Below are 19,034 nucleotides of genomic sequence, written 5' to 3' on the forward strand. Positions count from 1 at the left end.
GATTTTCTTATGATTAAAAAGTTTTTAATAGTCATTTTGATAATGAGTGGCAGATGCGTCTTTTCGCAGGAAAGTATTTTAATTGATCAACTTCAGTATGGGGCCAGCATAAAAGCAAAAATTGAGCTGTCAAATAATGCTAAAGATGAGCCTCTTTTCAATTTCAGAATTTCCTCAAATGTAGGGGCGGCCGGCAAATGGCTTTCGGATAACCTTTATCCTTCAATTAATTGTGAATTTCAGTTATATAATGGAGGCTTGGGTTCACGGTCTAAAAAAAATCCATTAAATAGGTATAGCACCTTTGATGCAGTAATTGCATTTACCCTTACTGCCGGCGATCTAGATAAAAGTTATCAAACAGAAACGCTTTCTCTTTCGAGAAACAATCCGCTGCGTTATTTTGCGGATTTTGCAGTTCCCTCATTGCAGAACCCATATAATTATTCTGTATCTCTGGGAACTAATTTGGTTTTTACAACAGACGGTGCAAGATCTTTTCAGCGTTTAGGTTTTTTAAATCTCAATTGCAGTGGAGTGCAGCTCTCCTATTATAACGACGGCACTCCTTTTCAGCACATTCTTTTGGGAGATGGAAAGGACCGATATTACACAGGTGGTGGAGTTCTTTCATATAATAACGGCTATGGGAATATTTCTGAATTGAGATCATATTCCCTAGAGGTATCTTATCACAAATTCACAGGTTTTAATTTAAGTTCATTTGAATTGGCCAATTCGATTAATGCGTCGAATGTAGACTATAAGGAAGAGTACCAAAGAGAGTTCAACAAAAGCTTGTGGAAGTTTAATTTTTTATCAAATGATGAAAATCACGGCTACGGTCTAGCGGCAGCGTTTTATAACTCCACTAGATTCGACGGCCAGCATCTAATACACTGGCTGATCAACAACTCTTTTCATATTGTGCCCTACGATTTCAGTTATGCACTGGAACCTTCTTATTACCTCAAAAGTTCAACTTTTAAAAATTTATAATATGAAAAAGATATTTTATTTTTTTAGTTTGATGATAACTGTATTGATTTCGGGTTGCGGGCGGACTTGGTACTATTCAAATGAGTGTTATTCCTTGAATTTTATTAATGTTGATTCTGCGTCAAATGTATTTATCAGGAAACTTTATTTGAATGAAAATTTTGAGAAAACGAAAGATTCAATTTCATTATCAAATAAAATAAACAGAAATAATACATTAATAGAAGTGCAGTATCTAATATTTAATCCCAATAGGGAAGTCATCTATATCGCCACAACACCTTCTAGATATATATATGACAAAACAGACAGCTATTTGATCCACAGCGGAAAAAAAACTTACCCGAATGGTTTTTATTTGAACACATTCTACTTTGGCATTGAGATTGCAAAACCTCAAAAAAATATTAGAAGGGTAGAGTTTAAAAATAACAAAATGGCACAAGAATGGAGTTTTAATATTATTGATAAAGATTATATGAATCTTTCTGTAATTGATAATTATAAGATAAAAAGGGTTTTTGTTAATCAAAACAAAATGGAGAGAAGGGTTTTTGTGTCTACCGAAAATGTCTATTTGTCTTCCAATCATGAGGTTGCATTTGAAAAAGTAGATAATTTCCGTTATCTCTCTTTTAAAATCCCGGATGATAAAAAAGCAGCTTCACAAGCACTAAACAAGAATGTGGACAGTCTCAATAAAACAAAATATACAATCTACGATGAGCATTGTCAAAAAAAGGATACATTTTCGTCTAAAATCCTTTACCCGAAGGCTAATAAAATTTATTTTAAATACTGGAATAATAAGCTCGAATATATTTTCATTCCATTCAGCCAGCCAGTGAAAGGATATCATAGTATCAAATTCAATTGCGACAGGGTGAAATTCAGCAGGCCAATGCAGGCAGGGTAAAATTTTCATCAAAAAATGTTGTCGCTTATTCAGGTTTACTCTGTTTCGTTGATTTAGCCTGAATACTCTTTTTTTAATCTTATTTTAGAGAAAGAAAATAAATGAAAAAAAAAGATTCTAACCTATCGTATTTAGTACCAATATTAAAAAATTGGCGTGGCGAGACAAATTTATATATATTTTCTGGATGATTTGAACAGCTTGGCTTACTGGAAGCAGAGGCTGTCTCTACATGTCTTTAATATTTTGGTATGGATTTACTGTTGGGGATTTTAGTGTAGGATTTACATGTGTATATCGTTATGTGCTAAAATTACTTTTTAGTAAAATTAGGTAATCTGAATTATAATAGACAACGTTAACTAATGTGAAAATATGTTTACCGAAAAACTTTGCAGAATTAAAAATGAAGAGCTGTTTTGATATGATAAATTCTTACAAATTTATAGCATTACAAAAAGTTAAAACAAATGCAGTTAGGACTTAGACCTTCATCATTTAATTTCGCATATAACGCTGTTAATCTGGTAAAGAGAGACCTGCTTTACTTTGACCAGGTTCATATCTGCAGCTTTAATAATTTTACAATTTTTGACGAACTGGATACCAGTGATCCGCATTATCTTGAAAAGTTGCGCAAAGAACTACAACCCGCTTACGATGCAAAATTGCTGCACCATTTCAACTTATCAGAAATGGTTAATTATGTGGTAAAAGAATTTAAGGGCGGAATAGGTCCGGAGCTGTTGCCTTTAGTTAAGAAGGTATCGAAAATCAATAAGCCGATGGATGTAAAAAAATTTCCAAAAAATCCTTCAAAAAAGATGATGGAAAAAATAATTCATCAATACATGGATTCCGTTGATGCTTCAGAGAATGATGCTACCCGTATTTCTTCTATTTTTCTAAATAGTTTTTCTAGAGATAAAACGGCTGCTCTTTTGGATTACGGACTTGGAGAGTCAGAAAAAAATTCATCGAAGGTTTTAGAGGTCGTACTCTCTAAGCTTCCTGTTCCAAATGAGAATGTTTCGTGGCAGCAGATAATAGATTATCGATCTGATCCTGATTCTGCCGCCAGATTTACAGCTTTGAGGGTCTGGATGCAGGATATCAGTCGGCAGGATTACACAAGACATGAAATCAGCGAACGAATTGATCACCTTCTCAATGAATATGAAATGCATTTAAAATTTCACAAATTAAAGTACGCCCACAGCGGCATGCGTATTTTTGTAACTGCAGCGGCCGATATTATAGAGAATGTGGTTAAACTTAATTTTGGCAAAATTGCAGATACAATGTTTTCGCTCAGTGAAAAAAAAATCGAACTTTACGAAGCTGAAATGCAGGCGCCGGGAAGGGAAATAGCATATCTTTCTGCAGCTAAAAAAATATAAAGAAGATGTTGCCTCTGTTGGCAGAATTGAATTGTTTGTTAATATTGAAATGTTATTTGATGAATTTAAACCCGAACGAATTGAGTATTAGTTTTTTTGATGCTCAGGGAGGAGATGCAGTATGGATAAGATATCGTGGAAACGACCATTTATGGCATAATATCTTGATTGACGGAGGTTATATAGGATCTTACGATGAGATATTTAAACCAGTCCTGGATGCTATTTCCCAATCGGGGGAGTTTGTAGATTTATGGATAATTACCCATATTGATCTGGATCACATTGGCGCAGTTATTAGCTTTATTGCGGATAAAACTCATAATGAAAACCAAGAATTGATAAAGTTATTCTGGTTTAATCATGCTGAATTTAGAATGCCTTCACTAGGTGGTAAAGTAGGTTATAAGCAGGGAATTGCGCTTCGAAGCTATCTGGAAAATACCGGCAAACTGCTCAAAGAAAAAATTACCATTGAAACCGGAACAGTGGATTTTTACGGTCTGGAGCTTACCCTTTTGGGACCGACCTTGGAAAAAATTGCAGCTGCAGATCTGGATTGGAATAAAAGAGAAGTAAAGGGAGGAGCAAAAATTTCTCGTCGACAAAGTGATCATCATAAGAAAATTGAGGAGTTTACAGCAACCGAATTTACAGAAAATGCAGATATTGTAAACGGATCTTCCATCATATTTTTGCTGAAATTCAAATCAGTCCGTGGCTTATTCCTAGCTGACGGACATCCTTCAGATGCGGTGAACGGACTTAAAACCCTGGGTTATACAAAAGAGAATCCCATAAAAGTAAATTTTGTAAAAGTGTCCCATCATGGAAGCAAGAATAATACAAGTCCCGAGCTGTTAACTTTTATTGATACAGCTGTATACGTAATTTCTGCAAACGGAATAAGCAATAAGCATCCAGATAAAGAAACAATGGCAAGAATTTTACATCATCATCAGCAAAACGGCCGCGGTCTTGAATTTAAGTACACCTCGGGCACTGACCAGATCAGATCAATATTTAATTCGGATGAAAATCCCGAGCAGCGCTTTAATTTCATCCAGACCTTTATTGAAGAAGAGCATCCGGCAATCATTTTAAATTATCCCGCTTTAAATAATAGCATATGAAAAAGGAGTTGTTTCAGTATGCCACGGTAAAAATCAAATGCAAAGAGGAAACGGGTACAGCCCTTTTGTATTCCCCAGGCGAGGCCTTTGACTATATTTATGTTTTTACGGCCAAACATTGTCTTGTGGGGGAAAATTTTGATCAGGATTTCGTCAATGAGGATATAACAATAGAAAAGATTTTTAATCCTGCCGACAACACCTGGCATTCTTACACTGTTTCCCAAACTGATAAAATAGTCTGCACCAGCAGCAATGAACTTGATCTTGCTTTGATCATAATTCCAAAAACAAATATAGAAGAATTGTCGGGAGTAAAGTGTTTTTTTCCGATAATTGACAGAGCATCTTTAACTGGGGAATGTCTTATCAGAGGATTTGCTGATTTCAACAGCGGACAGGAAGATCGTCCCTACGAGCTCAATTTCGAAGAGTATTCTAAAGACAATAAAAATCTGTTCAGCTTAAATTTTGATGGATCTCTTGATACACGATATCAGTCAGCGGTTTCAAATGTCCAGGGACTTTCAGGAAGCGGTGTGTTTACTTTGATCAAAGATAACCTGTATTTGATGGGCATACTTCATACTTACGAAGAAAAAAGCCGGTTTTTTGCAACAGCAATTATGACATACAACCACCTTGTTCCGGAAGGTTTTGAAAAATTGGCGACTGTCAATCCGGAGGAAGATGATGCGGTAATTGATGCATTTGATAAAATAGAAGCAAACAGGTCGGCGGTAGATATTAAAACGCGTGACACCATTGGTGAGGTCCATATTGCAAGAGATATGAAAAGGCCGCTGCAAATTCTCACAAACAGCAGTATGCTGGTGCTGTACGGAAAGGCCGGTACAGGAAAATCGGCTATGGCTAAAACTGTACTCAATGAATTAGAGAAAAGCGCCCAGACAGCAGTTATAGCTTTTACTGCAGAGCAGCTTGCTGCTCCCTCACTTCATGAAGCGCTCCTTAAGGCAGGTTACGGCGTCAGCATCCAGCAGATAATAGAGAGTCCCTTGGCAGGGAAAAGAGTCGTTTTTTGGATTGAAAGTTTTGAAAAACTTGCAGAAAGTGGATTTGGAGGCGCGTTTACAGAACTCTTGGCTTTAGTAAAAAAGAACTTGCGTATCGGAATGGTTGTAACGATTCGTGATTATATGCTGCAGAAGTTTAAAATTTTTTACAACCATGAATTCCCTGGTCTAGATATATTTTACCAGATCAGTGAATTCAATGAGCAGGAAATGATGCAGATTAAGGCATCACTGCCGCAAATCAGCCCTCTGCTTAAAAATCAGAAGCTGACCCATCTGCTTTGCACGCCGTATTATCTGGATAAAGCACTGCGAATCTACCCAATGGTCAAGGATGCAGAAAGCCTTGATGAGGCGGGCTTTAAAAAGCTAATGTGGGAGGAGATCATAGAGGCAGGCGACAGCAATAGAGGAGCTGCGTTTGCTGCTATCGCCCTGAAAAGGGCAAAAGCCATGGAGCTCTATACTTTTTATGAGCCTGACCACAACACGCAGGCGCTTATACAAGACAATATAATCTATGCAGAGCCGGGAGAACTTCAAAATAGATTTTCTCCCTCACATGATATATTGGAGGATTGGGCGCTGGTGCGCTACATTAAGCAGGAGCGTCAGAAAGCCCAAAAAGAAGAGGATTTTCTTTCAGGTCTTGACAGCAGTCCGGCTGTCCGACGGGCATTCCGATTGTGGCTTGAAGATTTTTATACCGAGCACCCCTCAGATGCCGACGATTTCAGCAGAAGCGTACTTCTGAGTGTTACAGTGGGAGATTCATGGAAAAACGAATTGAGGATCTATATATTGCGTTCAGAAAATGCTTCAGGGGTTTTTTACTCTTTGAAGGAGCATCTTCTTGAAGATAATGCCAGACAGCTTTTTCATGTTATTTACCTGCTGAGAACATGCTGTAAGAATATCAGAGAAGCGGGTGATCTTGACGATCTTATCCCTTTAGGTTCCGGATGGGATGCAGCGATTGATTTTGTGCTTGCCAACAAAGATGTCCTTTACGCAATCCCGCAAATGCAGGAATCAGTTTTGGAGCTCATTTTTGACTGGGCCCTTCAGCTTGCTGAATTTAATCCTGTGGTGCTTCCTGCCGGTTCACAAAGTGCGGCGGTTCTTCTGGAGGATCATTTAATAAGACATCAGGATGCATTTTCTGATTATTCAAGAAGCACAATTCCTAAAAACGACTTTAAAAAAGCGCTTAAGATTTTTCTAAAGCTGACTTCAAAAGCCCAGCCAGCAGTAAAAAAACTGCTTGATGCAATAGTGGATCCTCATAATAAAGACAGTGAGTGGCATCATAAGGGCATGCTGGAATATGCAAAAGAACTGATCATTGAAGATGTAAGCGGTGAGCAGATCTGCAGGTTTTATCCTGAGATTGTATTATCTGAGGCGGTGCAGACCTGGATTGAAAAGAAAAGGGAACCTCGTCCCGGCAGCCTGATAAGCATGCTGGAAATTGAACGCGGGCCCGGTTACTGGGGCTTAAGCGATGATATTGATTATGATTCTTCCAGTGCATACCGGACATTCTTTTACTGGATGTTCCTCTATCATCCTGATAAGGCGGTATTGTTCCTGACAAGCTTTTTAAATGATGCCTTTAAAAAAAATTATGAAGCAAGGGCACGTGATTTTGACCAGAGGAAGGAGATAGAGCTGCAGTTTCAGGAACATGGAAGCAGAAGTTATTACGGAAGCTTGGAATATTGGACCCTTTACAGGGGAGCGAATGCTTCTAATATGCTGATAAGTTCGCTTCTGATGGGGCTTGAAAAGGGTCTTTTGGATTTGGCTTCAAATGGACTCGATAGCGACAAAAAGGTTATGGAACTCAATGAGCAGCTGGTGCTCAATACAAACAATAGTGCGGTTCTGGCTGTAGTAAGCAGTGTGGTACAGGCTTATCCCGGCCTTCTTGATTCTATTACTGCGGTGCTGCTTGGGAACCGCCAGCTGCTGGAATGGGATTCCTCCCGATATGCCACGGATCTGATGGGGCAGAATTTTTATTATGGTTCGGATCTGTTTTTAAAAAAAGAGAGGATTGCAGCTGATAAAGAACTGCACCGGACGGCTTACCGCCGCGGGTTAATTGGTTTTGCTGCCAATTACGTTTTCAGCTGCCGGACCATGAACCTTCAGATTTTTGAACAGCTGGATGTCTTATGGAAGGAAATACCGCAAGCAGATGCTTCATGGCGCAAAGCTTTATTTGAAATGGACCTAAGGAAATATAAATTCAAGACCGTTGATGTGCCGGGAACAAAAGGAGTTATTGAAATAAGCCCGGGATATGATACAGAAATCGAAGCGTCAATTAATGATATTCAAGGCATGTCATTTCCAGAGATTGGCACGGTTTGGGCTTCACAAGCTTTTAAGAGGCAAGAGACAGGGGACATTTCGTATGCTTCATGGAAAAAAGGCTACGATTACCTGCAGGGTAGAGACGCGGCATTTGATATCATGACTGCACCGGGTAAAATGGCATGTCTGGGCCTTCGTGATTACTTTGATGAGCTTAGCGGGGAGGAGAAAGGCTGGTGCCACCGCAAATTGATTTCGCTCGGCAGTGAACTAGCGCAGAATAATCCAGGATTTGACACGGATCTTACAACCAGTCTTATCGACAAGGAAGCGGTATTGTACGGCATACCGCTGCTCTTTAAAGTTGCATTGGACAAAGAAGCTGAAACGCAGGTTAGGGCGCTGGTTTTTCAGCTCCTTACAGCACGAATTGAAAACAGGTTTAAGCACTACTTATATATCAGTATAAGTGAAAATTTATGGAAATTGAGACCTGAGTTTTCTTTAAACTGCTGGTATGGACTTTTTGAATACCTAGAGAAAAGCAATGCGGATTTTAACAGCAGGAGCGTTTACTTTTTTGCTTCCGAAAAAGATAAAAACCCACTTTGGAAGGAGCAGCTTCAGAGCGCTGTTGTTGCAGATGAACCTTTTATAACTTCTTCAGCGATCCCTGAGCTGGATCATGCGTCTCGCTGGCATCTTGACGGTATACTTGAAATGATTGCCGCCGATACAGAGATGAAAGAGCAGAAGCAGTTCATTGCCGGAATGCTTTCCCAGCATCTTTCACAGCTGGAGTTCCAGCAGCGCAATTACGACGAGTTTTTTGAATGCAGGGAAGTATTTAAAAAATTTTATTCCAAGTATCTTCTGCAGTGCCCAAGACCATATGCAGAAGAGCTTTTTGTCCAGCTTTTGGACTTGACCCTAATTGGTCCTGAAAGAAAAGACGGCCTAAAGGATCTTTTGTATATTAAGGATATACTTAAACAGTTGATACTGGAGGTGATCTTCGCAGATTCCGAATCGCAGACGGTGAAGCAATTCTGGTTTTTATGGCATAAGCTTCGGGACTGGATTTTATCAAGCGGCCGTATATTCCTCATATCGGTTCTGCTTCTGGATATAGATTGGAACGTACATAGGGAGAAGTGGGACAATCTTAAAGGGGAAGAGCAGTTCTACAAAGATTTTATCACAAAGTACGGCAGTTATGCCGTTAATGAATCTATTGATCTTCTTGCCGGGGCGGGTTTCAGGAATTTTATGCCGCATTCGGTTTCATGGATGGCGGCACTTTTGAGAACTGATTTGAATGATGCGCCAATAAACAGGAAACTCGAGCGTTTTGTCCACAGGGCATTTTTCAATTATGCGGCCAAGATAAAAGGAAGCACTGTTTTGAATAAGGATTTTCTTTACCTGCTTGATCTGCTTATAGCCAAAGGCTCTCCTAAAGCATACATTCTTAAAGAAGAAATGATCCAGTTCAAGTAATTAAATGGAAAGCTTGAGCAGTTGCAAGGTATAGTTCAGATCACTTTAAGGTCTTCGGGAAAGATATTGAAGACCTCTTTGAAGTTCTTCCTTATCCAGTTTTTCATGTCCTCTTCGCTGTGTTGATTTGTAAGCCACTGGTAATCGTATTTAAATTCCCCTTTTTCTTTTATCCATTTGAAAATCATATCGTGCATTGTATTGTGAGCATAGAATAGCTGGAAAGTAGCATCGATATTTTCTTCTGTGCAGTTTTCAAAAAGAATTGGTTTTATTACACCATCAGATTCATCAATAAAAAGCGCCTGATGTTTATTGAAAATAGATTCCACCAATTGAAGATTCAGTTCCTGGTCTGCTTCCACGGTCATTGATTTGCCGGTCCAGCAGAATATTTGCGGGTAACGCAGCTTGTCCTGCTGAAAGCGTATATATTTGGAAACAAAGAGCCTGATTTCCATGTTCTCTGCTTTATATTTCATTTCACTTTCTTCTTTGAGCAGTACCTTGACAGATTCATGCGTGTTTTCCCATTCTGCCACTATAACACTGCCGCAGATGGGTGGCATGCACGCTATAAGGGAACATAATTCCTCGCTAAGATCAATATATTCATCTCGTGAATAATTTTGGACCGCTGTGGCCCATTTGTTCTTGTCTTGTTTAACTGCTCTGCAAAGCAGACTGAACCTCATGCCGGGATCATTGGAAATAATGAAGCTTTCATAATGGGTGATGTCGAATGGAAATCCGTCAACGGGATTAATAGCTATATCGCAAAGCAGAAGAAACAGACCGATTACTGGATTGTTAAAATCAGCGGGGCGCTCTATTTCTGTAGTTTGCAGAAAAAAGTCAAAGGCCTCTATATAAATGCCGTGCAGCATTCCAAGTTTTTTAAAATCTTCATATGCATATTGATTGTGAAAAGCTATCGCAAGATATTGAAGCTGGTTGAATCTGGCCTGACCTTCATATATTGCTTTGGTTCCGAGAGTCGAGGCTGGATTTGGAGAATCAATATCAAAACCTATGACCTTTTCATCAGCTAGTTTTTTAAAATTTTCCGGCCACTGGTTGACTTTAGGAAGAAAGGAATAGTCTGGGTCAATGGAAAGAGAAACAATGTGTAGTGAGGTCGACCATAATATATGGAAACAGTGCCCAATGCACAGAAAAAAGCGGTTGTTATCGCTAATCTTCTCGATGTATTTGTTGTCTAAAATAAATAATTTAGCATATTGGATATCATAATAATAATTAAGAATGCTATTGAGCTCCCTATTATCGGTATTTCCATTCTCGCGGAACTCGATCTGGTCAAAATTGACCAATGGCTTAAATTTGTCGCCTTTTTCTATCATTATCTTCAAGTCCCTATGCGCTGAATGAGCCATTGCCGGATAACTAAGGCTCGTCAAAAATCCCAAATGCGAGCCTACATGCTGCCACCAATGGATAGTTTCATGCATGTAGGTTGAAAAAGCCTGAATTTTTTCAGCGCTCATCCCATCACTTTTTAATGCTTGATTGATATCCTCACGAAGCCTTATTACAAATTGCATTGGATTGTACATGCCTTTGGCACTGGTGCCGTTCAAAGAAGATTCAAGTTCTTGGAATGCAGTTTCCTCGGAAGTTAAAAGATTTGGATTTAATTTCATTTTGGAATGGATTGCCGTATTTTAGTACTTCTAAATTATTTTACTGCCCAGTTCATCAGGTAACAGTTTTATTCTCCGAAAACTTTTTTGTTTTCATAATATTTAAAATAACTTTTTAGATCGTCATCATGCCTGTTTATATTTTTTAAAAGGGAATATTTTTCTAAAAGAGGTTTGAATTTTGCGCCGAATTCAGACAGGCCGTTTAAAAACAGCCATTTTAATTCATAATCAGAAAATTGGGCGCGGACTATAGAGGTATAAAAATATCTTTTTTGATGATCCTGCTCCGGGTCTTTGATCTTAAAGTCGTACTGATCAATTATTTTGACCAGCCTGTAGAGGTTTCTGAAATAATTTCCAAACTGGTTATCAATCTCCTCGCGGTAATGAGCAGTATAAGCTTTCCTGAAATATGATAACCGCGTTTCATTTGCTTCAAAATACCCAGGTTCAAATTCCTTCAGATATCTTTTTTTCTGATAGTAGGATTCCTCAATTAAGTCGCTGAATTGCTCGTATTCGATTTCGAATACTTGCTTTCCTTTTGCAATAAATTCCGTTTTACTCTCGGAGTTGTATATCTTGCTGATTGGACTAACTTCATTTCTTATATAGGTTTTTTCGATGCTGTTCACTATATTGAGATGAAAATTTATAAGGTTGAAAAAAGAGTTTTCAAAGTTTTGAATGTTTTCTTTCTGCTGCTGCAACGAAAACTGGTCGGTAATAATAGTATTGGCATTTATCTGTGCTTTAAGTGCCATATAAACTAAAATGGAGCCAAAAAAACTTAAAAAAGGCGCTGTAGTTCCGCCGATGGTATCTCCGCTGGCAGAGGGCTGCGCCGCAAATAGGAAAAAAAGTATGGGAACTAAAACAAGGATAAGCCCTAAGCTGCCCATCCATATTTTTTCCCTTTTGGAAAGCTGAAATATACTGGTCTTTTTTTTGTTGTTTTCCATAGAAAAAAATTAATCTTTTTCGGTTTTATACAGACTCTTTACACATATCCCGCATACAGTTTTTCCCAAATGAGCGGCCGTGTATCTTGCGTCGCTTTCGTTGATGCATTCTGTTTCTGGAATTCTCTGTTTTGCTGTACAGCAAAAATCAAGTTTATAGTACAAAAATTACTAGGTAAAAACACCTGTTTTTAATAGCAGGCCTGGTTAATTTTTGATCAGGCCAATTCAGAAAGTTTACACTGGATATAGTAAAGGGAGTAATTTACTTTGGCTGCATTAGTATGCTCAATTAAAAATTCCTGTATATTTGGTATAGAGTAAAATATATTTTAATACAGATCTTTCACAATGAAAAAAGCGATACAACTACAAGTGAGAAAAGATTTGGATGCCCGCCAGCAGCACACGGTTCTTAAACTCAAAGGCAGCCTTATATCAAAAGGGTACACCGAGATCATCCACATTCTGGATCAGGATGAAGAATATCATATCAATATTTTTGAAACCGCAGAAGAGAAACGCAATGAAGTCCAGCAGTACATTTCGGCCTTTATCGACAGGGAAAACCTTGTGGATACTATAACGGTAAGATAAAGTGAACTTTAAAAACATCTGGGACAAAACAGCGCCCGCTTGGGCTGCTTTGCATTTACTCTGCCAGGTATATTTTGAAACTTAGTGGTGAGTACCAGTTATTTATCAAATTCTATTTTTTAATTTTAAACTTCTCATATTATATGAAGATGGCAGACAGCCGCGCAACAGATTAGCAGGAGAAATTCATTATGCGTTTTTGGAAGCTCTTCCAGCAGCACGCTCCAATCTTTTGCGCCGAACCCCAGTGCAAAAGGATTTCACTTCTATGGGGGCTTGGACGGCTGCGAAGTCTTATTTTCTTCGGAGAATTGAATATTTGAGCCACTTTGTTGAGTTAAAAAATTATGAGTTGTTGATTAAACAAAGATTTCTTTTAAATGTAATATTATCATTTGCTTTAAGGTTGCCCTATGGGCAGAGTAACTAGAAATTATGCTATATTTGAAAGTGCCAAAGTTTACTTCATTATGAGTGTTTCAACGATTTTTTTGGAAAATATTAAAAACCAGCTTCTGCTTTATGCCCAGCAACTTGAAAGCTCAAACAAAACTGGAAACAGCGGACCATCTGTGTTGGGCGAGGGACTTTTTTTAAGAATTTTTAATATTATTTTTGGATGGGAGCTTATAAACGCTAACAGATTGATTTCCAACCAAAGCGCTTTTGACCTTGTTGATCAAAGCAGGAATATTTATGTGCAAGTGACTGCGAACGGTTCCTATCGCAAAAAATTTAATGATTCAGTTTCCGCAATGAAAACTTTCGGTATTAATGCTGAATCAGATTTTATTGTATTTTTTATAACCAGTAATGTTACCAAAGGCCTGCTTAAAACTTTTAAAGAAGGAAAACTTTCCTATAGGGCTGCTGATCTAAGTTGGCTTATCCATGAAATGCAGCACAGCTGCGATGCACAGAAGCTCAAAGAGATTAATTCGCTTCTGCAGGATGAGCTCGGTTCAATAACCATCAGCCAGCAGGAGGGATCCCAAGATAAGCCCTGTCAGGAATTGGTTGAAGCTAATACCGGTTTTATAATCAGGAGAGAGGCACTGCTGCAAAAGTTGTTTGATTTCAGTACGCAGGGAAATAGCCTTGTTGCGGGCGGCCCGGGTTATGGCAAATCTTTTATGATTGATGCACTGCAGAGAGAATACAATAAAAATGAAATTCCTTGTTTTGTGATCCGTATCAATGAACTCATTGATGGGGATGATGTCGAAGTCAGCGGACTGCTTGGAGTAAAAAACAGCTGGCTGGAAAAATTAGCAATAGTCCAGGACACAGCAGGTGAAATAAAGCCGCTTTTAATATTTGATGCCCTTGATACAGCAAAAGATGAACGTTTAAAAGCGAGAATATACCAGCATCTTCGAAATGCCATGAAAAAGCTTTCAGGCGGATGGAATGTTCTGGTCTGCTGCCGGGCTTATGATGCATCCAAATCTCTAATACTGCAGGAGCTTTTTCCCGCCGTTCTCTTTGGAAATGAGGCAAAAAACAGATACATGGAAATTCCGCAATTGGATGAAAAAGAACTGCATGACATATTCTTTACTTATCCTGAAATAAGAAATGCCGCTGAAAACTGCACTGCTGATCTACGCAGACTCTTACTAGTGCCATATTTTCTGGGACTATTTCAGCAGATCGTTTCAAATCAGCACGGGGATGCATTAAGACTGACTGGCATCACCGCAGAATGGCAATTGCTTGGGTATTTTTGGAAAGTCAGGGTGGAAAGTAGCAGGAGCTGTGATTTTTTTGCACATAAGCTCACCAGTTCACTTGCAGCAGTCCCTAGTCTTGTAGCCAAAACCTACAATGTGCTTACCCTTGAACATGCACATGATTTTGAAGAGCTGTCCAGACAGCATATCATTACAGAACACCGAAACCTGGTCTCCTTTACGCATAACATTCTGCTGGAATACGCCGTGAACAGATATCTGATGCACGAACAGTTAGACGAGCAGATTCGTTTTATCAGGGAGAATGAGAAACTGCCCTTTTTATTCAGACAGAGTTTTATATATTTTTACAGTGAACTTTGGGACAGCAGCCCTGATTTATTCTGGGAGCACTATTTTGGGATCAGATCTGTTGATGAACCGGTTTTCAGGCTCTTCCATCAGACTATTCTCAACTTTATAATTATCGTCTCTTTTAAGTGTCCAGCAGATCTGCAGCCTGTTTTGGAGGAAATTGATAACGAGAGCCGAGCGGAATCCCTTCGAAAAGTTCTTGAATCGCTTAGGTTTGTGCATAAAGGTTATGTCCGCTCGTTTGATTTGGATCTTTTGTCGGTTATCTGCCGTGAATTGCACCCTTTGCTACTTTGGGAGACCGGAGTTCACCTAGAAACAGCAATAGATTACTTTTCTGACAATACTGAGAATACTGAAAATGAAAAGCTGCTAAAGCTGGGTGAAGCGTGCCGCATATATATGCAATATGTCTTAAAGGAGCGGCCGCTCTTTCACAACAGGTCATTTATCGACCAGAACTCGGGTTACAGAGGAGTTAAAAATCTCTGTAAAACTTTTTATTCAGATCCAGAGCAAAACAAAGAAATTATAATAGAAATTCTTTCGCTCTTGGAAGAGGAAGATTTTCCGTTAAATTACTTTAGCACACTCAGTGAATGCATAACCGATGTTTTTAAATGTGATCCTGAATTTGGAGCCAAGGTCTATAAAACTATTTACCTGCATAATGAAGTGAGCGATAAGCCAACCTCCCTGGGAGGAGCTGTACTGGCATTAAACAGCAACAGGAAGCAGGATTTTGAAGGCAATTACTATGGACTGGAACAAAACTATAAACAATTGCTGGAAATTAATTTTTATTGCGCTGCAGCTCTAGGTGCCGCTATAGTAAACAAAATAAGTGTCGCCCGCAGTTTTGAGCCACATTCCTTTAAATCAGAAATTGTAATTGGCCATGCGAAGGGTTTTATCACGGATGACTATTCATCGTTTGATGAAGATGAAAATTACGGTCCCTATACACATGCAAAACTAATTTTTGAAGTTTTACAGGAAAGTATTTCACATTTAGAGAAAGAACTGGTTTTAGAAAAACTTTATGAACTTGTCCCAGTGATGGAAGCAGGCTGTCTGTGGCAGAAAATGCTTGATTTTCTTAAAAATAATGTTTCTCTTTTTTCTGATTTTGCTTATAAACTGCTTCTCAACAAAATATTTTTTGAGACTGATGAAACAATTTATGGAGCGGCAGCGCTTTTAGGGCAGGTATGGCCTTATTTAAGCAGAGAGGAGCGCGGCAATATTGAAGCTATGCTCTTTAAACTGGAAAATTCCAGAGCGTATTATCCGGATCCATTATGGCAGGTGCGCAGGATTAGAGTGATTCTTTCTGAAGTGCCTTACGCAAGCTTGGTGCTTGAAGAGACTATGGAATTTATAAGGGCACATGGAATTGCAGAAAACAATCTTGAGCATTCAAAAGGAATCACAGCAGCAGAAGTGCAGTCCCTTACAGCTGAGGAATTGCGCAGCTATTCCGGATTTTATGAACAGGAAGATTACGGTGAATATTACAGCCTGTTTTCACAGGTTGAATCCTTTAACAGCCTGTTCAAAAAGCACCCTGAAAATCCAGATGAAAGGATCTGCTTTAAAGTGCCTTTCAAAGCTGCTTCGCAGCTTTTTAATGTTTCTCTCAAAGGATTATTTATCAATGAACGCATGAAATTCAGCTGTGACCGCGAACTGGCAAGATTTGGCAGCATTATTTCTGCAGAAGATGGTCTCTGTGAAGAAGAAAAAAGATTGATAAAAGAGATGTCATTTCATTATATTTCAATTGAAGATTACAAAGTACAGGTTTATGAAAACGGAGATCTAGGAAGCAGGTTTGGCGGGGCATTTTCACCTAGTGCCCGCACTTCATCAGTCCAGCCGCTGCTCAATATGATGTATGAAGATAGGGATGCTGAAAGTGAAAAGACGGTTTTAAATCTTATGAGTGATAATTCGGCCTATATAAGGCTGACTTCTTTATCGTCGCTACCTTATTTCTGGCGTTATCACAGGTCTTTATTTTGGGACAAAATTTTTGAACGTCTTGAATTTGAATCTGACGGATTGTGCATAACGCGTTTAATTAAAGAACTCTGTTATGATAACATTATAAAGGATGATCTGGCTGAAGTGGCAAAAGCCAGCCGGTTGATCGCTTCACGATTAGCTGGGGAAGATAAGGAATCCCTTGGCGAGATATGGAAAAATTTTGCGGTATTGCTGATTACTAGGGTTTTACGTCATGACAGGGAGCAGGCCTTAAATCTCATAAAAGATAATTTGCATAATAGAGAATTTTGTAGAAACCTGACCTTTCAGATAAGAAGCTGCATTAATTCTATAAATGGGGGAGAAAACTTCATTGAAAGGTTGGAAAAGGCATCTGTCCTTTTTGACGTGCTGCAGGAGATCCTAAGAAATAGATTCACTAATGCAGGCGACTCAGCTTTAACTGACAGTGGTCTGTATGAAGATCTAAAGATAATTGACCATGTTATTATGAATATTTATTTTGCGGTAAGCCATGGATTAATAAAGAAAGCATTAACGTTATCGGAGAAAGAAACCCAAGCGTTGTTTAATAAATTTCTGCCACTCTTATATTACACAGTAGAAGAATCGTCAAAAATAGAAAATGGCTTTATGGCTGCCCATACTGGCTATTATTTTATGCAGACACTTAATCTTTTCGTTCGATATGAGCCTGTACATTCTCTTAAACTGGCAGTTTCTGTGGTTGTATATGCCGCGAAAAATGGTTTTACATACGATTCTTCGACTCTGCGTGAAGTGGTCAAATTAGCAGAAAGATTAATGACGGACCATAAAAAAATACTCTCCGATCCCGAAAATTTCAATAGACTTATTACTATTCTTGACCAGTTTGCCCAATCGGGCTCACAGGAAGCACTAGAACTTACATGGAGCCTAAAAGAGGTTTTCTAAGATATGGACCGAAAATACTAATAGCTGGGTCTCTTTTTAAAGTTCCATGTTTGTTTAATTTTTTTGCAAATCAGGCGTTTATAATGTTTTTGTTAAAAACAGCAGAGCATGCAATGGCAGTTGTAGAATGCAATGATGTTATATCACTGTACGAGAAGAAATTATCAGTTGCCAGAAATTTATTAGTTACAGAGAAAATTGATCCTGAAGATTATAATCTGATGAAAGTTGAGTACAATGCTATTATCAGCAAGCTGGAAAAAGAGATTGGAAATGTAGAGGATGACAGGGCTAATATAGAGCAGTTAACGAACTCAGAACTGGAAAACCTTTTAAAACTCGGTAAGACCTTTGAAGATGGGACTTTAGCTGATTCTAGGGAGATGATTGGTTTAATTTTTCCCGAAAATTTCACATTTGAAGAAAAGAAAATCCGCACCGCCCGAATCAATGAAATGGTTAATTGTATCTATTTGGTAAACAATAGATTACGGACAAAAAAAAACGGGACAAAAGATGATATTTTTCTTTTGTCCCGAGTAGTGACGTTTAGTTCACAATTTACAAATCATTTTATGAATGATTTAAAGAAATTGGCTTATTTTCAAGTGAATTGGTAAGATAATTATTTTATGTTTTTACCCAATAGCGGTTTGTATGTATCTTAAGGGTTAAACTTTAAAAAATGTTAAGACATATGTATATTTAAATTTATTAAGATGTAATAGTTTTTTATAAAATTCTTGAAAATAAAATTTGGTACTATCTAAAGAGAACGGGTTAGCTTTTATTAAAATTATATTATAATTCGTAGATTATTCAAATCAAAATTTGTTGATGAAATTAGAGTTTATAAATGGCTTTAGTCTAATCAGAAAGTTATTTTGTAGACATTTGTAAGTAATGATATTATTCGAACTTTACATGGTTAAGTCATTTTTGATTTTTGACATGATTTCGTGCAACTACTCTTCTTTCTTCTAGTGATAAGATTTTAATTTTTAAATTAATAAAATTGATCCTTCTTTTCCTAAAGTAATATTAAAAAACAACAACCTGCTTTTATGGCAAAATTGGAGCTATCTCCAGGAAAAGTAAAAGGTGAAAAAGCTAGATTTAGAGTTATTTATGTTAAAGTGTAAAATTAAATAATATAAATAGTTGATTATCAATATAAAAGTTCTAGATTTGTAAGAGGTTTAATACTATTATTGGAGTTTGTCAACTTTCGTAATCAGAGATTTTATATAATAGTATGATTGAGCGAGTAGATTAACTACTCAAATTTTAAATCTTTAGAGATCTTAAAATTATTTTGTTTGATTTTTTCTTAATGCAGACTGTTAACCAGTTCTCATTTTAAAAGAAATGATATGAGAACTATCTGACTTGTTTTATCTGATCAATAAAATAAGTTTTATTCAAGTGAATTTCTGCCCTCAAATTTTTTGCCTACCCCAACATAAATCAATTCATGATAAACTCAATCGGTTTGTCATCAATTTTT

General features: G+C 37.9%; 10 protein-coding genes. 8 read left to right on the forward strand and 2 right to left on the reverse strand.

The window, feature by feature from the left end; all coding sequences use genetic code 11:
• The first annotated feature begins 9 nt into the window (after positions 1-9).
• The 5 genes from ACHRV0_RS18190 (at position 10) to ACHRV0_RS18210 (ending at position 9,307) form a co-directional block, all read left to right on the forward strand.
• The gene (locus tag ACHRV0_RS18190) at positions 10-999 is read left to right on the forward strand and encodes a hypothetical protein (protein WP_395441915.1); all 990 of its coding nucleotides are present in this window, start codon (positions 10-12) and stop codon (positions 997-999) included.
• 1 nt (position 1,000) lies between these two features.
• On the forward strand, positions 1,001-1,915 hold the full coding sequence (locus tag ACHRV0_RS18195; protein WP_395441916.1) for a hypothetical protein: 915 nt from the start codon (positions 1,001-1,003) through the stop codon (positions 1,913-1,915).
• A 470-nt stretch (positions 1,916-2,385) separates the two neighbouring features.
• A complete protein-coding gene (locus ACHRV0_RS18200; RefSeq protein WP_395441917.1) occupies positions 2,386-3,315 on the forward strand; it encodes a hypothetical protein in 930 nt (309 codons plus the stop codon).
• 59 nt (positions 3,316-3,374) lie between these two features.
• On the forward strand, positions 3,375-4,448 hold the full coding sequence (locus tag ACHRV0_RS18205) for a ComEC/Rec2 family competence protein (protein WP_395441918.1): 1,074 nt from the start codon (positions 3,375-3,377) through the stop codon (positions 4,446-4,448).
• On the forward strand, positions 4,445-9,307 hold the full coding sequence (locus ACHRV0_RS18210; RefSeq protein WP_395441919.1) for a hypothetical protein: 4,863 nt from the start codon (positions 4,445-4,447) through the stop codon (positions 9,305-9,307). Before ACHRV0_RS18205 ends, ACHRV0_RS18210 begins: the two co-directional genes overlap by 4 nt.
• A 35-nt stretch (positions 9,308-9,342) precedes the next feature.
• Here the strand turns inward: ACHRV0_RS18210 and ACHRV0_RS18215 are convergent, their stop codons facing one another.
• Together ACHRV0_RS18215 and ACHRV0_RS18220 are read right to left on the reverse strand one after the other, a co-directional pair.
• A complete protein-coding gene (locus ACHRV0_RS18215) occupies positions 9,343-10,971 on the reverse strand; it encodes a hypothetical protein (RefSeq protein WP_395441920.1) in 1,629 nt (542 codons plus the stop codon).
• A gap of 68 nt (positions 10,972-11,039) precedes the next feature.
• Positions 11,040-11,936 (reverse strand): putative phage abortive infection protein, encoded by an 897-nt coding sequence (locus ACHRV0_RS18220; protein ID WP_395441921.1) that lies wholly within the window; start codon positions 11,934-11,936, stop codon positions 11,040-11,042.
• A gap of 351 nt (positions 11,937-12,287) precedes the next feature.
• Between ACHRV0_RS18220 and ACHRV0_RS18225 the strand changes: the two genes are divergently transcribed.
• The 3 genes from ACHRV0_RS18225 to ACHRV0_RS18235 all read left to right on the forward strand — a co-directional run bounded on the left by ACHRV0_RS18225 (position 12,288) and on the right by ACHRV0_RS18235 (position 18,147).
• Positions 12,288-12,533, forward strand: coding sequence for a hypothetical protein (locus ACHRV0_RS18225; RefSeq protein ID WP_395441922.1), 246 nt, complete (start codon positions 12,288-12,290; stop codon positions 12,531-12,533).
• Positions 12,534-12,946: 413 nt separating this feature from the next.
• On the forward strand, positions 12,947-17,527 hold the full coding sequence (locus tag ACHRV0_RS18230) for an SMEK domain-containing protein (RefSeq protein ID WP_395441924.1): 4,581 nt from the start codon (positions 12,947-12,949) through the stop codon (positions 17,525-17,527).
• Positions 17,503-18,147 (forward strand): hypothetical protein, encoded by a 645-nt coding sequence (locus ACHRV0_RS18235; protein WP_395441925.1) that lies wholly within the window; start codon positions 17,503-17,505, stop codon positions 18,145-18,147. The genes ACHRV0_RS18230 and ACHRV0_RS18235 overlap by 25 nt, the downstream gene beginning before the upstream one ends.
• The last annotated feature ends 887 nt before the right edge of the window (positions 18,148-19,034 follow it).

The sequence above is a fragment of the Flavobacterium sp. FlaQc-30 genome (assembly GCF_044005885.1).
Classification (GTDB): domain Bacteria; phylum Bacteroidota; class Bacteroidia; order Flavobacteriales; family Flavobacteriaceae; genus Flavobacterium.

Coding starts and splice junctions, on each gene's coding strand:
- ACHRV0_RS18225 (WP_395441922.1), top strand. CDS start 12,288: ATGAAAAAAGCGATACAACTACAAGTGAGAAAAGATTTGGATGCCCGC.
- ACHRV0_RS18215 (WP_395441920.1), bottom strand. CDS start 10,971: ATGAAATTAAATCCAAATCTTTTAACTTCCGAGGAAACTGCATTCCAA.
- ACHRV0_RS18230 (WP_395441924.1), top strand. CDS start 12,947: ATGGGCAGAGTAACTAGAAATTATGCTATATTTGAAAGTGCCAAAGTT.
- ACHRV0_RS18235 (WP_395441925.1), top strand. CDS start 17,503: ATGGAGCCTAAAAGAGGTTTTCTAAGATATGGACCGAAAATACTAATA.
- ACHRV0_RS18195 (WP_395441916.1), top strand. CDS start 1,001: ATGAAAAAGATATTTTATTTTTTTAGTTTGATGATAACTGTATTGATT.
- ACHRV0_RS18190 (WP_395441915.1), top strand. CDS start 10: ATGATTAAAAAGTTTTTAATAGTCATTTTGATAATGAGTGGCAGATGC.
- ACHRV0_RS18210 (WP_395441919.1), top strand. CDS start 4,445: ATGAAAAAGGAGTTGTTTCAGTATGCCACGGTAAAAATCAAATGCAAA.
- ACHRV0_RS18205 (WP_395441918.1), top strand. CDS start 3,375: ATGAATTTAAACCCGAACGAATTGAGTATTAGTTTTTTTGATGCTCAG.
- ACHRV0_RS18200 (WP_395441917.1), top strand. CDS start 2,386: ATGCAGTTAGGACTTAGACCTTCATCATTTAATTTCGCATATAACGCT.
- ACHRV0_RS18220 (WP_395441921.1), bottom strand. CDS start 11,936: ATGGAAAACAACAAAAAAAAGACCAGTATATTTCAGCTTTCCAAAAGG.